The organism is Stenotrophomonas sp. 17(2023) (assembly GCF_030345315.1).
In the GTDB taxonomy this organism is placed as follows: domain Bacteria; phylum Pseudomonadota; class Gammaproteobacteria; order Xanthomonadales; family Xanthomonadaceae; genus Stenotrophomonas; species Stenotrophomonas acidaminiphila.
Genome location: NZ_CP128405.1, coordinates 713,181 through 727,214 on the forward strand (window position 1 = coordinate 713,181; position 14,034 = coordinate 727,214).

Annotated in this window: 13 protein-coding genes; 7 read left to right on the plus strand and 6 right to left on the minus strand. The window is 70.5% G+C overall.

Going from position 1 to position 14,034, the window contains the following annotated elements; all coding sequences use genetic code 11:
• Positions 1-11: 11 nt before the first annotated feature.
• The 4 genes from QQA12_RS03080 to QQA12_RS03095 all read left to right on the plus strand — a co-directional run bounded on the left by QQA12_RS03080 (position 12) and on the right by QQA12_RS03095 (position 5,060).
• Positions 12-1,088: a LacI family DNA-binding transcriptional regulator gene (locus QQA12_RS03080; RefSeq protein WP_056931820.1), complete on the plus strand. Its 1,077-nt coding sequence runs from the start codon at positions 12-14 to the stop codon at positions 1,086-1,088.
• Between the two features lie 4 nt (positions 1,089-1,092).
• Positions 1,093-2,118, plus strand: a complete 1,026-nt coding sequence (locus tag QQA12_RS03085) for an SIS domain-containing protein (RefSeq protein ID WP_054662975.1) — start codon at positions 1,093-1,095, stop codon at positions 2,116-2,118.
• A 171-nt stretch (positions 2,119-2,289) separates the two neighbouring features.
• Positions 2,290-3,429: an N-acetylglucosamine-6-phosphate deacetylase gene (nagA, locus tag QQA12_RS03090; RefSeq protein WP_054662978.1), complete on the plus strand. Its 1,140-nt coding sequence runs from the start codon at positions 2,290-2,292 to the stop codon at positions 3,427-3,429.
• A gap of 542 nt (positions 3,430-3,971) precedes the next feature.
• The gene (locus QQA12_RS03095) at positions 3,972-5,060 is read left to right on the plus strand and encodes a heparan-alpha-glucosaminide N-acetyltransferase domain-containing protein (protein WP_226050676.1); all 1,089 of its coding nucleotides are present in this window, start codon (positions 3,972-3,974) and stop codon (positions 5,058-5,060) included.
• An 89-nt stretch (positions 5,061-5,149) separates the two neighbouring features.
• Here QQA12_RS03095 and QQA12_RS03100 read toward each other — a convergent pair whose 3' ends face one another.
• A complete protein-coding gene (locus QQA12_RS03100) occupies positions 5,150-6,370 on the minus strand; it encodes a multifunctional CCA addition/repair protein (RefSeq protein ID WP_226050675.1) in 1,221 nt (406 codons plus the stop codon).
• Positions 6,367-8,325 carry a transglycosylase SLT domain-containing protein gene (locus QQA12_RS03105; protein WP_226050674.1) on the minus strand — a complete coding sequence of 653 codons (1,959 nt, stop codon included), beginning with the start codon at positions 8,323-8,325 and terminating at the stop codon, positions 6,367-6,369. The genes QQA12_RS03100 and QQA12_RS03105 overlap by 4 nt, the downstream gene beginning before the upstream one ends.
• Before the next feature lie 187 nt (positions 8,326-8,512).
• Between QQA12_RS03105 and QQA12_RS03110 the strand changes: the two genes are divergently transcribed.
• The gene (locus QQA12_RS03110) at positions 8,513-8,920 is read left to right on the plus strand and encodes a biopolymer transporter ExbD (RefSeq protein ID WP_226050673.1); all 408 of its coding nucleotides are present in this window, start codon (positions 8,513-8,515) and stop codon (positions 8,918-8,920) included.
• Between the two features lie 78 nt (positions 8,921-8,998).
• Positions 8,999-9,877, plus strand: a complete 879-nt coding sequence (locus QQA12_RS03115; RefSeq protein ID WP_054662996.1) for an EamA family transporter — start codon at positions 8,999-9,001, stop codon at positions 9,875-9,877.
• Between the two features lie 65 nt (positions 9,878-9,942).
• Here the strand turns inward: QQA12_RS03115 and QQA12_RS03120 are convergent, their stop codons facing one another.
• From QQA12_RS03120 to QQA12_RS03135, 4 genes are all read right to left on the minus strand, one after another.
• The gene (locus QQA12_RS03120) at positions 9,943-10,680 is read right to left on the minus strand and encodes an endonuclease/exonuclease/phosphatase family protein (protein WP_182212923.1); all 738 of its coding nucleotides are present in this window, start codon (positions 10,678-10,680) and stop codon (positions 9,943-9,945) included.
• A 70-nt stretch (positions 10,681-10,750) separates the two neighbouring features.
• Positions 10,751-11,569 (minus strand): thiol:disulfide interchange protein DsbA/DsbL, encoded by an 819-nt coding sequence (locus QQA12_RS03125; protein ID WP_054663002.1) that lies wholly within the window; start codon positions 11,567-11,569, stop codon positions 10,751-10,753.
• Positions 11,570-11,688: 119 nt separating this feature from the next.
• Positions 11,689-12,339: a thiol:disulfide interchange protein DsbA/DsbL gene (locus QQA12_RS03130; RefSeq protein ID WP_226050672.1), complete on the minus strand. Its 651-nt coding sequence runs from the start codon at positions 12,337-12,339 to the stop codon at positions 11,689-11,691.
• A gap of 98 nt (positions 12,340-12,437) precedes the next feature.
• Complete coding sequence (locus tag QQA12_RS03135) at positions 12,438-13,214, minus strand: c-type cytochrome (protein ID WP_054663008.1); 777 nt, start codon at positions 13,212-13,214, stop codon at positions 12,438-12,440.
• A 125-nt stretch (positions 13,215-13,339) separates the two neighbouring features.
• On the opposite strand from QQA12_RS03135, the gene yihA reads away from it, so the two are divergent.
• Complete coding sequence (gene yihA / locus QQA12_RS03140; protein WP_226050671.1) at positions 13,340-13,939, plus strand: ribosome biogenesis GTP-binding protein YihA/YsxC; 600 nt, start codon at positions 13,340-13,342, stop codon at positions 13,937-13,939.
• The last annotated feature ends 95 nt before the right edge of the window (positions 13,940-14,034 follow it).

The following is a 14,034-nucleotide window of genomic DNA, read 5'->3' on the forward strand; positions in this document are numbered from 1 at the left end:
AGGAAACCGTCATGCGCAGGCCCACCATCAAGGACGTCGCCGAGCGGGCGAAGGTCTCGCTCAAGACCGTGTCGCGGGTCATCAACAACGAACCATCGGTGATGCAGGCCACCCGCGCGCGGGTGCTGCGCGCGGTCGCCGAGCTGGACTACGAGCCGGATCCGTCGGCGCGCAACCTGCGCAGCAACACCACGTTCGTGATCGGGCTGGTCTACGACAATCCGAACCCGTACCACATCATCGGCGTGCAGAACGGGGTGCTGTCGGCCTGCCGCGAGACCGGCTTCGGCCTGCAGATCCATCCCTGCGACTCGACCTCGCCGATGCTGGCCGAGGAGCTGGCCGACTGGGTGCAGCGTTCGCGCCTGGCCGGGCTGGTGCTGACCGCGCCGATGTCCGAGCGCCCGGAGCTGGTGGCCGCGCTCAACGCGCGCGGGATCAAGACGGTGCGGATCATCGCCGCCACCGAGGACCCGGCCGACGGCGCCTGCGTGTTCGTGGACGACCGCGATGCCGCCTACGAGATCACCGAACACCTGATCCAGCTCGGCCACCAGCGCATCGGCTTCCTGTGGGGCGGGCCGGAGCACCGTTCCAGCGGCGAGCGCTATGCCGGCTACGAGGCGGCGCTGAAGGACTACGGCATCCCGCTGGACAAGCACCTGGTGATTCCCGGCGACTACACCTTCGACGATGGCTTCCGCGGCGCGCGCCGGCTGCTGGCGCTGCGCGAGCCGCCCACGGCGATCTTCGGCTCCAACGACGAAATCGCCGCCGGCGTGCTGGCGGCGGCCAACTCGGCAGGGCTGAACGTGCCCTACGACCTGTCGATCGCCGGTTTCGAGGACAGCCCGTTCTCGCGCCAGTCGTGGCCGGCACTGACCACCGCCAAGCAGGCCACCGGCGACATCGCCCGGCATGCCGCGCGGCTGCTGATCAGCCAGCTGCGCACCGACGCCTACGAGGACAACCCGCTGCAGCTGCAGAACCAGGGCTTCGTGCCGCAGCTGGTGGTGCGCGGCTCGACCGCGCCGTTGCGCCAGCAGCCGTTGCGGCCGCCTACCCCTTCCCCCGATCTTTCCGAGTAGAACCATGTTGCCCAGCGAGACCGAAACCCTGATGTTCAACGAGGCCGCTTCCAGCGCCTCGGTGATCGCCGCCCAGTTCGACCGCAACCAGGAGCGCGTGCGTGCACTGGCCGCGGACCTGCGCGAGAACCCGCCGCCGTTCGTGGTCACCTGCGCGCGCGGCAGCTCCGATCATGCCGCCACCTATGCCAAGTACCTGTTCGAGACGCGGCTGGGGCTGGTGACCGCTTCGGCCTCGCCTTCGGTGGGCTCGGTGTACGAAGCCAGGCAGAAGCTGCAGGGGGCGCTGTACCTGGTGATCTCGCAGTCCGGCAAGAGTCCGGACCTGCTGCGCAACGCCGAGGCGGCCAAGGCCGCCGGTGCGCGCGTGGTGGCGCTGGTCAACGTCGAGGATTCGCCGCTGGCGCAGCTGGCCGATACGGTGATCCCGCTCGGCGCGGGCGCCGAGCGCAGCGTGGCCGCGACCAAGAGCTACCTGGCGTCGCTGGCCGCGATCCTGCAGCTGTGCGCGTACTGGCGCGACGACCCGACCCTGATCGCCGCGCTCGACGCCCTGCCGGCGGCCCTGACCCAGGCCTGGCAGTGCGACTGGACCGCGCTCACTGAAGGCCTGGTCGATGCGCACAATCTGTTCGTCGTCGGTCGTGGTCCCGGGCTGGCCGCGGCACAGGAAGCCGCGCTCAAGTTCAAGGAAACCTGCGGCCTGCACGCCGAGGGCTACAGCTCGGCCGAGGTCAAGCACGGGCCGATGGCGCTGGTGGGCAAGGATTTCCCGGTGCTGGCCTTCGCCCAGCCGGACGAGACCGGCGCCGGAACCCGCGCCCTGGCCGACGAATTCGCCGCGCGCGGCGCGCGTGTCTGGCTGGCGGGCGAGGGCGGCAACCTGCCGGTGGCGGTGGCCCCGCACCCGCTGTGCGCGCCGCTGCTGACGGTGCAGAGCTTCTACCGTGCGATCAACGCCCTGGCGCTGCGCAGGGGCCATAATCCAGACCTGCCGCCGCACCTGAACAAGGTGACCGAAACCGTCTGACCGCCACTCCCCGGCCTGCGCGACCGGCCGGGCGATGCGTCCGGCGAGCCAGGCACCTGATCCGGCCAGGCGCGGTCCGGGCATTCCCCCGCCGCCCCGGCATGGGCAGGGACGCGGCCGTTGTTCATCCTTCCCGCCCCCGGACGCGGGAGGGTATCCGGAAACCAGAAGATGACCCGCTACGCATTGACCAACGCCCGTGTCCTGGGCAACGACGACTTCCACTCCGGCCATGCGGTGCTGGTGCAGGACGGCAAGGTGGCCGCGGTGCTGCCCGAGGCGTCGCTGCCTGCGGGCGTGCCGCAGCACGATCTTGGCGGCGGCTGGCTGCTGCCGGGCTTCATCGACGTGCAGGTCAACGGCGGCGGTGGCGCATTGCTCAACAATGCCCCGGACGTGGCGTCGCTGCGCACGATGATGCGCGGACATCGGCGCTTCGGCACCACCGGCATGATGCCGACCCTGATCAGCGACGATGCGGCAGTGATGGCCCAGGCCATCGCCGCGGTGCGCCAGGCCATCGCCGAAGGCGTGCCCGGCATCCTCGGCATCCACCTGGAAGGCCCGTACATCGCGCCGGCACGCAAGGGCACCCACGACGCCGCCAAGTTCCGCGTGCCGGGGCCGGACGAGGTGGCGATGGCGACCTCGCTGGACAACGGTGTCACCGTGATCACGCTGGCGCCCGAGCGGGTTCCGGTGGAGACCATCAGGGCGATGGTCGGCAACGGCGCCATCGTCTGCGCCGGCCATACCGCGGCCAGCTACGAACAGACCCGCGCCGGCCTGGATGCGGGAATCAGCGGCTTCACCCACCTGTACAACGCGATGACGCCGCTGCAGGGGCGCGAGCCCGGCGTGGTCGGCGCCGCGCTGGAGGATCCGTACAGCTGGTGCGGGGTGATCGTCGATGGCGTGCACGTGCACCCGGCCAGCCTGCGCGTGGCGCTGGCGGCCAAGCCGCGCGGCAAGGTGCTGCTGGTGACCGACGCGATGCCGATGGTGGGCGCCGACGATCCTTCGTTCGCGCTGTATGGCGAGGTGATCACCGCCGTGGACGGCGTGGTGCGCAATGCCGCCGGCTCGCTGGCCGGTTCGGCGCTGGACATGGCCAGCGCCGTGCGCAATACCGTCGACCTGCTCGGGCTGCCCCTGGCCGAAGCCGCGCGCATGGCCTCGACCTACCCGGCGCAGTTCCTGCGCGTGGACGACCGCTATGGGCACATCGCGGCGGGTTACCAGGCGGATTTCGTGTTGTTGGATGACGCCCTGCAGGTGCAGGCGACGTGGATCGCGGGGCAGCGGGAGTAAGGGAGCTCCTCTCCCTTCGAGCGCCCGCGCCGCTGGCGTGGAGCGCGGAGCGGGAGGGGACGGGCGGAGCCTCGTAGCGTTTGATCGTACGAAGCCCCGTTTTGATCGGCGCTGGGCAACGGCAACGGCAACGGCTTTCGCTCCCGCTTCGGTGAGCGGGTTACTTCTCTTTGCTCGTGCAAAGAGAAGGTAGCCAAGGCAAAGCACGCCCTGCCTTCGCGCCCACGGCACCGACATGCCGTGGGTCCACTCCGCGGCCGGGATTTTTCGACGCGACATCCCTGTCCCGTCGAAAAACGACGTGCATCCCTGCACGTCGGCCCTTGCGGGGTCTTGTCCGGCGGCTCCGTCACTGCGGAAGGGAACCCGGCAATTCAGAATCGCGAGCAACAGCAACAGCAACAGCAACAGCAACAGCAACAGGCCTCTGCGTGTGGTTCCGGCAAAGGCGGCAGTTGTTTTCAACAGACCGAAGTGCCGGTCAATCGCTTTTCAACGCATCGCCATCAGTTTCCGACACCTGATCGCACGGGACACCCTCGATGACCAGTTCCCCATCCAGCCAGACACCCACCCGCTTTGCATCGGTCGATGCCCTGCGCGGCATCACTGTCGCGGCCATGCTGCTGGTCAACAACCCGGGCACCTGGAGCCATGTGTATGCGCCACTGGAACATGCGCAATGGCATGGGTGCACGCCCACCGACCTGGTTTTTCCGTTCTTCCTGGTGATTGTCGGCGTGTCGATCGCGCTGGGCGTGGTGCCCCGGGTCGAGCAGGGCGCCGACCGCGCCGCGCTGACCCGCACCGTGCTGGTGCGGGCGGCGCGCATCGTCGGCCTGGGCCTGCTGCTGCACCTGCTGGCGTGGTGGTGGCTGGATCTGGCGCATTACCGTCCGCTGGGGGTGCTGCAACGCATCGGCGTGTGTTTCGCCGCCGTCGGCGTGCTGGCGATCTGGTCGCGCGCGGCCACGCAGTGGACCTGCCTGCTGCTGTTGCTGTTCGGCTACGCGGCGCTGTTGGCGGCCGGTGGCACCCTCGAGCCGTGGCACAACCTGCCCAGTCGCGTGGACACCATGCTGTTCGGCGACATGGCTTACCGGTACGACACCGCCACCGGCCTGGGGCATGATCCCGAAGGACTGCTTTCGACGCTCGGCGCGCTGGCCTCGACCCTGATCGGCCTGCGTGCCGGCGCCCTGCTGCGCGACGGTCACCCGGCGCGCCTGCTGCCCGCGGCCATCGTGCTGTTGGTGCTGGGGGCACTCTGGTCGACCTGGCAGCCGCTCAACAAGAACCTCTGGACCCCGTCCTACGTGCTGTGGACCGCTGGCTGGGCGCTGGCGGCGCTGTGGCTGGCGCACATGCTCATCGACCGCATGCAGTGGCCGCCGCTGGGGCGGCGCTTCGGCGTCAACGCGATCACCGCCTACGCCGGCTCCGGGGTGACGGTGCTGGCGCTGCTGGGCACCGGCGGCTGGGGTTGGCTGTACGGCAATGTGTTCGACCGCTGGATCACCCCGCTGGCCGGGGCCGAAGCCGCCTCGCTGGCGATGGCCATCGCCTTCGTCGCCGTCTGGTGGCTGCCGGTGTGGTGGCTGGACCGGCGCCGGATCTACCTGAAGATCTAGCGGGCGCATCGACGGGAACAAGAAACCGGGGCCGGGGCCCAGTTCCCTTGAAGAATGCACTCTGACCCCGGCTTTTCTCCTCCATCGCCTCAGCGGGCTGCGCCGATGGCGTTGATCCGGGCCCGCTTCAAGGCTTCGCCCACGGCCGGGCCGCTCAGGCCTTCGGCGGCGAGGTCGCGTGCGTTGATCGCCAGCGCCGCGGCGTGCAGGCGCAGCAGGGTGGCACGCTGGGGATAGTCGCTGTCCTCGAAGCCGAGCCGGCCGCGCTTGTCGCATTCGCAGGCCAGCGCCATCTGCGCGATGCGTTCCGGGCGACGGAAGCCGTCGCAGCGCTGGAGCAGTTCCAGCACGGTGGCGTCGCGCAGCTCGTCGATGCGGTGCACGTTGAGGTGCTCCCGGCACACCGCCGCGGCCAGCTGGCGGTGGTCGGCGGGAATCCGCAGCCGGTCGCACAGCGCCGCCAGCGGCTTCAGCCCGCGCTGTTCGTGCATGACATGGCGCGGCAGCTGGTCTGCCGGGGTGAGCGCCTTGCCGAGATCGTGGGTGAGCGCGGCGAAGCCGACCAGGTCGTCGCCCGGCGCCAGCCGCGCGGCCATGTCGCTGACCATTTCCTGATGCACCCCGGTGTCGACTTCCGGGTGGAACTCGATGCGCTGCGGGATGCCGTACAGCGCGGCCACTTCCGGCAGGATCGGTGCCAGCGCGCCGGTATCGTGCAGGGTGCGCAGGAACGCCGAAGGGCGCGCTGCGCGCAGCGCCTTGCGCAGTTCCTGCCAGATGCGTTCGGGTACCAGCGCGTCCAGTTCGCCGCTGGCGGCGATCTCCCGCATCAGCACGGCGGTTTCCGGGGCGAGGGTGAACCCCAGCGGTGCGAAGCGCGCCATGAACCGTGCCGCGCGCAGTACCCGCAGCGGATCCTCGACGAAGGCCGGGCCGACGTGGCGCAGCACCCGCGCCTGGATGTCACGCGCGCCGCCCCAGGGATCGACCAGCGCGCCGCTGTCCTCGTCGCAGGCGATGGCATTGATGGTGAAGTCGCGGCGTTGCAGGTCCTGTTCCAGCGTCACCGACGGATCGGCGTCGACGACGAAGCCGCGGTAGCCGCGCCCGCTCTTGCGCTCGGTGCGCGCCAGCGCGTGTTCCTCGCCGGTATGCGGGTGCAGGAACACCGGGAAGTCGCGGCCGACGGCCTTGAAGCCACGTGCCTCCATCTCCTGCTGGGTGGCGCCGACCACCACCCAGTCGCGGTCGCCCGCATCCAGCCCCAGCAGCCGGTCGCGGACCGCGCCGCCGACCAGGTAGGTCTTCATGCGCCGTCCTTCACTGCCGGGCAGGCGAAGCCGCGCGAGGCCGGGACGTTGCGGCCGGCGATGCGGTCGCCCAGCGGCACCGCCTTGCCGTTGAGGCGCCAGTCGTAGATCACGCTGAACGCAAGCACGCGTGCGACGTACTCGCGCGTCTCCTTGTAGCTGATGGTCTCGATCCAGAAGTCGGGGTCGAAACCGGGCCGCTGCGACTGCCAGCGCGCCGTCGGCGTGGGCCCGGCGTTGTAGGCGGCGATGGTGACGTAGGGCAGGCCGCCGTAGGTGTCCAGCAGCTGCCGCAGGTAGGCGGTGCCGATGGCGATGTTGGTGTCCGGATCATAGAGGCTGGCCGCGCCGCCGTAGCCGCTCAGCCCGATCCGCCTGGCGACGCTGGCGCCGGTGGCGGGCAGCACCTGCATCAATCCGAGGGCGTTGGCCGGCGAGCGCGCGTTGGGGTTGAAGGTGCTCTCGGCGCGGATCTCGGCGGCGACCCACGCCGGGTCCAGCGCGTTGCGCGCCGCTTCGCGGCGGATGGTGTCGTCGTGGTACAGCGGGAAGCGCAGCGCGTACAGGCGCATCTCCTGCGGCCCCTTGAGGGCGAACACGGCGCGGTCGAACCAGCCCGCTTCACCCGCCACTTCGACGGCGAGCCGGCGCCGGGTATCGTCGAACCGCGACAGCGCGTCGGCCCATTCGCGCGCGGCCCAGGTGGCGCGGTCGATGCGGAACAGCTCCAGCGCCCGCACCAGTGCGGGGTCGCGGGCCACCGCCGCACGCGTCTGCGCGTCGCTGCCGGGGTTCCACGGGCACAGTGCATAGGGCTGGCGCAGCTTGTCCGCGGCGAGGAAGCCGTGGAAGGTCGGTTCGGTGGCGACGGCGCGGTACAGCGGCGCCGCCTCCGCGGCCCTGCCGGTCTTTTCCAGCAGCCGCGCCTCGAACCAGCGCCAGCGCGAGTCTCCACGCTGGCCCGCGGGCATCGCGCGGATCGCGGCCAGCGCCGAGGGCCAGTCGCCGCGCGCCATCGCTTCGCGCGCGCGCCATTCGTGCAGGCGTTCGTCGTACGCCGATTCCGGTACCGCGGCCAATCGCCGCGCCGAGTCCGGCAGGTACGAGGCCACCGTCCACAGCGCGATCTGGTAGCGCACCTGCGCCTGTTGCCCGGCATCCAGCGCCAGTGCCTGCGCGTACTGCGGCAGCTGCCGTTCGGCGGCATCGGGGTCGGTCCGCGCCAGCCTGGCCAGGCCATCGGTGGCGATGCGGCGGCTGCGCTCGGTCCTGGGCCAGTTCAGGGCGCGTGCGTCGGGCTTGTCGACGAAGGCGGCGTAGTCGTTGGCCTGTGCCAGCTCGGCGGCGGGCAGGCCGCGTGCGGCCGCGCGCATCACCCCGGGCTGCTGTGCGTCGGCGGCCGCATCGATGCGTTCCCAGCGCAGCGCCGGTGTCAGCCCGCCGCGCTCGGCGAGGCCGGCGAACACCGGGTCGCACGCATCGGGCAGGGACTTGCCGCTGCTGCGCCACAACGCCTGCGCATCGCGGATCCAGCCGGCATCGGCCTTGCCGGTGGCCAGGCGTGCGTTGAGCTCGGCGCACTGCAGGCCGGGGTCGTTGCTGGGCCGCCAGTTGGCGAGCAGGGTCGGCCAGTCCTGGCGCCGCGCCAGCGCCGGCAGCCACGCGGCGCGGAACGCATCGGCCACGGCCTGGCCCTGGTAGCGCTTGAGGAAGTCCAGCGCCTGCGGCGTGTCCACGGTGTCGATGCCACGACGCAGCGCGCTGTACTCGAGCCAGCCGTACAGCGGGTGGTTGCGCAGGCCCGCGGTCGCGGCGGCATCGAACTGGCCGCGTTCGGCGTTGTCGATGGCCACGCGCATGGCGGCGCGCTGGGCGTCGAGGGTCTGTGCGCCGGTGCCGGTACAGGCCAGCAGCAGGGACGCGGCGAAAGGCAGCAGGCAGATATTCCGTTTCATCGGCAAAGCATAGCCGGGCGCTCGTCAACAGCGCCGCGGCGATCCCGGCTCGTGCATGAACGTGGCCCGCGGCCAGCCCGTGAGCCGCAACGGTGGCTGAACGCCGGTCTCCAGCAGTCTGCTGACCGCGGGTGCGGGCGGCGTAGTGTCGATTGCGAGGCGTGCCGCCTCGCCGAAGGAGCGGAGCATGGCATTCAGTGCAGCTGGAAGTTCCGGGCCGATCGCCGATATCAACGTCACGCCGCTGGTGGACGTGATGCTGGTGTTGCTGATCATCTTCATCGTCACCGCGCCGCTGGTGTCCTGGCCGATTCCGGTGGACCTGCCGCAGTCCACTACCCGCCAGGTGCCGCGCGTGGATCCGCCACCGCCGATCGAGTTGCGGGTGGATGCGGCCAACCAGCTCACCTGGAATGGCCAGGCGCTGCCGATCGCCGCGCTGCAGTCGCGGCTGCAGGAGCAGGCGCGACTGCATGCCGGCAACCTGCCGGAACTGCGCATCGATGCCAGCCCCGATGCCGAGTACGACACGATGGCCAAGGTGCTGGCGGCGGCCGACAACGCACGGATGGAACGCATCGCCTTCCTGCGATGAGGGGTTTGCCGGGCCGCCCGTGGTGATGGGCGGCCCGCGGCGCGGCGCCGCCGGGCGCAGGCGCACTACACTACGCCCATGCAGACTTCCCGATTCGCGCCACTGTTGCCGGCGCTGGCGGTGCTCGGCTCGGTGACTTCGCTGGCCATCGGCACGTCCTATGCCAAACACCTGTTCCCGCTGATCGGCGCCCAGGGCACCAGCGCGCTGCGCGTGGGCTTCTCGGCGCTGTTCCTGCTGCTGTTGTGGCGGCCCTGGCGCTGGCATACCAGCCGCGTCGACGGCGTCGCGATCCTGCGCTACGGGCTGGCGCTGGGGGTGATGAACCTGCTGTTCTACATGGCGCTGCGTACGATTCCGTTCGGCATCGCGGTGGCCATCGAGTTCATCGGACCGCTGGCGGTGGCGATGTTCTCCTCGCGGCGACCGATCGATTTCCTGTGGGTCGGCTGCGCGCTGGCCGGGCTGTTGCTGTTGCTGCCGTTGAGCGGCGGACCGGCGCTGGACGTGGCCGGCGTGCTGTATGCGCTGGGTGCCGCGGCCTGCTGGGCGCTGTACATCGTGTTCGGCAAGCGTGCCGGGCACCTGCATGCCGGGCACTCGGTATCGCTGGGCGTGGCGGTCGCGGCGCTGGTGGTGGTGCCGGTAGGCGTGGCCCATGCCGGCACGGCACTGCTGCAGCCGTCGATCCTGCTGGCCGGGCTGCTGGTGGCGGTGGTGTCCAGCGCGATCCCCATGTCGCTGGAGATGATGGCGCTCAAGCGCCTGCCGAAGGAGACCTTCGGCATCCTGATCAGCATGGAGCCGGCGGTGGCCGCGTTGTGGGCCCTGCTGCTGCTGCACGAACAGCTGTCCGGCCTGCAGTGGCTGGCGATCGGCTGCACGGTGCTGGCTTCGGTGGGCAGCGCGGCGACCGCACGGCGCCGGCCGCCGCCCGCGGCAGCCGTGGTGACGTGAGATCAACAGTACGGCCCGGCGTGCCGGGCCAGGCCGCGCCGGAGGCATGGCCGGGTGCGGCCGGATCAGCGCAGGCTGTTGCCCGGTACCTCGACCTGCATCTCCACCGCCAGATGGTCCGAATGGGCCGCGGCGACGGCGCCGGTCTCGAGCGTGCGCAGGCTGTCGCTGACCAGGATGTGGTCGATGGCCCGGTCCGGGCGCCAGCTGGGGAAGGTGGGCACCAGGCAGCCGGGCGGCTGCAACCGCGTCTTGCGGTACAGCACCTGCATTTCCGGGCGCTCGGCCTTGCAGTTGAAATCGCCCATCAGCACCGCGTTGGGGTAGTCGGACATCAGGTCGGCGATGAAATCCAGCTGCGACAGGCGCGAACCCACCCCCAGCGACAGGTGCGCGACGGCGACCGCCAGCCCCTCGCGGCCGTCGCCGAAGCGGGCCAGCAGCACGCCGCGGCCACCGATGCGGCCGGGCAGGGCGTGATCCTGCACTTCCACCGGCTCCAGCCGGCTGAGCAGGCCATTGGCGCTGGAGGCGACGCCGCCCATGCGCCGGTTGGGCTGGTGGCTCCAGTAGTTGAAGCCGGCGCGCTGGGCCAGGTAGTGGGTCTGGTTGGTGAAGCCCGAGCGCAGGCTGCCGGGATCGGCCTCCTGCAGGCCGACGATGTCGCGGCCACTGGCGAGCTTGGCGATCGCGTCCAGGCTGGAGCGCTTGCTGCCCGACGGCAGCGCGTGCGACCAGCTGCGGGTCACGTAGTCGCTGTAGCGGCGCGTGCTGGAGCCGGCCTGGATGTTGGCCGTGAGCAGGCGCAGGGTGTGGGTGGGGGATTTCACGGCGGTGGAACAAGGGCCTCGTGTCGACGAGGCCCTTGATACATTACTTGGCGTTGGCGGCGCGTTCGCGTGCGATCAGGTGGTCGGCGATGCGCAGCATGTCCTCGTAGCTCTTGCCCTTGACCAGGTACTTGCCGTTGACGATCAGCGACGGCGTGCCGGTGATCTTGCTGCGCTGGGCGAACTGCTTGGCGCGATTGGTCTTGGCCACCACCGAGAAGCTGCCCATGGTGTCGGCGAAGGTCTTCGGGTTGACGCCGAACTTGGCGTAGAAGTTGGCGATGTCCTCGACCGAATCGCGGCCCAGCTCGCCCTTGAGCGACTGCTCGACGTGGATGGCCGAGTACAGCGCGTCGTGGGTCTTCTCCTGCACGCCCAGCGCCTCTGCGGCATAGAAGGCGCGGCCGTAGTCATCCCACATGCTGCCGAACATGGCAGGCACGTAGACGAAGTTGACGTCCGACGGCAGGCCCGCCTTCCACGGCCCGATCAGCGGCTGGAAGCGCGCGCAGGCCGGGCAGACGTAGCCGAAGACCTCGGCCACTTCGATCTTGCCGGTTGCCGGCTGGATCGGCTGGCCGCCGTCGATCACCAGGTAATCGGTGCCGGCCACCGGCTCGGGGCCGACCAGGCGCGCCTGCGCCGGTACCGGGGTGTTCTCCGCGTTCTGCGCGGCGGCGGCCTGCTCGCCGGATGCTGCCGGCGTGGCGGTGCCTTCGGCTGCGGCTTCGGCGGCCGGGGCGGGGGCGGCAGCCGGCTGCTCGGCGGCCGGCGCGACGGCGTCGGCGGAGCCGTCCTGGGCCTTGCAGGCCACCATCAACGGGAGCAGGGCCGCCAGGGCCAGTACGAAACGGATCTTCATGGGTGGATCTCCAGCAGGGATTCGTCGGGTCGTCAGGCCGCCAGCGGCGACCGCGGGGCGCATGATGACATTATCCGCGGCAGCGGCTGAACCGGTTCGCGGAAGGTTCCGTCGCGGGCTCAGCGGCGCCGGGCGGCCGCGCGCTCGCGCTCCACCAGGGCGCCGGCGATGCGCAGCTGGTCCTCGAAGCTGCGGCCCTTGACCAGATACTTGCCGTTGACGACCAGCGCCGGCGTACCGGGCACCCGTACGCGCATGGCAAAGGCGCGCGCGGCCTTCACCCTGGCATCGGTCTGCTCGCTGCGCAGCGCATCGGTGTAGCGCTGCGGCTGTACCCCGTAGGCGGCATAGAAGGTCGCCAGTTCATCCGGCGACACGTTCTGCATCGGCAGGCTGCCCCGCTCGTGCAGGGCCTTGAACACATCGGCGTGGCTGCGCTTGAGCACACCGGTCTGCTCGGCGGCGTAGAAGGCGCGTGCATAGGCGTCCCAATGGCCGCCGAAGGCAGCGGGCACCGCGGTGAAGCGGACGTCGGCCGGCAGCCTGGCGACCCAGGCCTCAAGCAGGGGCTCGAAGTGGGCGCAGTGGATGCAGGGGTAGCCGAACACCTCGACCACCTCGATCTTGCCGGCCAGCGGCGCGAACGGGCCGGGCTCGGCGATCAGCTCATAGTCCCGGCCTTCCACCGGCGTGGTGCCGTCGGCGGCACAGGCGGTCAGCGGCAGCAGCAGGGCCAGCAGCAGAGGGAACAGGCGAAGGAAGTACGTCATCGAGAGTCTCCAGCTGGAAAAAGAGACGCCGACCGCAGGGGTCGGCGTATCCGGGAACAAGGCGGCCCGTCGCCGTGGCGACCGGTACCGTCAGGTGCTCAACGGGCCGCGGCCACGGCCACGTCGTCGGCGCGCGCATGCAGGCCCTGCACGTAGCTGGCCAGCGCCTGGATTTCCTGCTCGGTGAGCTTGCCGGCCACCTGGGCCATGATCCGGAACTGCGACGGATCGGTTTCCTGGGTCTGGCCCGCCTGGTAGTGCTGCAGGCGCTGGGTGACATACATGGCGTGCTGGCCGCCGATGTGTGGGTAGGCCGGGCCGGGATTGCCGGCGCCGGTCGGGCCGTGGCAGGCCATGCACGCCGGGATCTCGCGGCTGGCATCGCCATTGCGGTACAGCTTCTGGCCGATTTCGTAGAACTTCATGCCGGCATACGGGCCGTCGGCGATGGCGGTGTCGTCGGCCACGCCGGCGCCGGACTTCTGGCGGGCGAAGAAGGCGCCGATGTCACGCATGTCCTGCGCGGTCATGCCCTGCACGAACGGCAGCATGGCGGCGACCGCGCCTTCGGTGCGCTGGCCGCCGGCGATCAGGGCCAGCTGGCGGGCGATGTAGCGCTCGCTCTGGCCGGCCAGCCGCGGATACATCTCCACGGCGGAGTTGCCGTCGGCGCCATGGCAGGCAGCGCAGGCCTGTGCCTTGCCTTCGCCGGCCTCGGCGTCGCCGGGCAGGGTCTTGCTGAGGTCGATCTCCAGCGGTGCGGTCTGCACCGGCGCGTTGTCGGGCACGGGCGTGACCGAACTCTGTGCGAACGCGACGACGGCGATCAGCGGGATGACAAGGGCAGAAACGGCTAGGACACGAGCGTGGCGCATGCAGAAGCTCCGTGTGGAACGGGCCGGGCAGGTCTGCGCCGGCATCGACCGGATTATCCACGCCGATTCATGGCAGGGTCAACGCACGGGCGCCAGCGGAGCCCCCGGCGTGCGATCCTATGCGCATGTCACAGCTCCTAGAACGCGCCCGTTATCTGCTTTCGGCCCACAATGCCCGGCAATTGCCGCCGGACGAAGGGGCCGAGGTGGCATTCGCCGGGCGCTCCAACGCCGGCAAGTCCAGCGCGCTCAACGCGCTGACCCGCCAGAACGCGCTGGCCCGCGTCTCCAAGACGCCGGGCCGCACCCAGCAACTGGTGTACTTCCAGGTCACGCCCGAGGCGCACCTGGTCGACCTGCCCGGCTACGGCTACGCCAAGGTCCCGCAGGAACTGCAGGCGCACTGGCAGGCCTTCATCGACAACTACTTCCGCACCCGCGACGCGCTCAAGGGGCTGGTGGTGGTGATGGACATCCGCCACCCGCTCAAGGACTACGACCGGCAGATGCTGGCCTATGCGGTGCAGCGCGGGCTGCCGGCGCATGCGCTGCTGACCAAGGCCGACAAGCTCGGCCGCGGCCAGCAGGGGCAGACCCTGCAGAAGGTGCGCAAGGACCTGGCCGCCGCGTTCGGCGACCTGGTCAGCGTGCAGACCTTCTCCGGCGAGTCGAAACAGGGCGTGGACGAGGCCCGCGCAGTGATCGGCGGCTGGCTGGGCCTGTAACGCCGGCACCAGGCGGGCACTCCAGCCCGTTCCCATGCACCACGTGCCACGCGTCACGCACCCGCCCGGTGCCTGCCGTTCCATCGCCCGGCCAG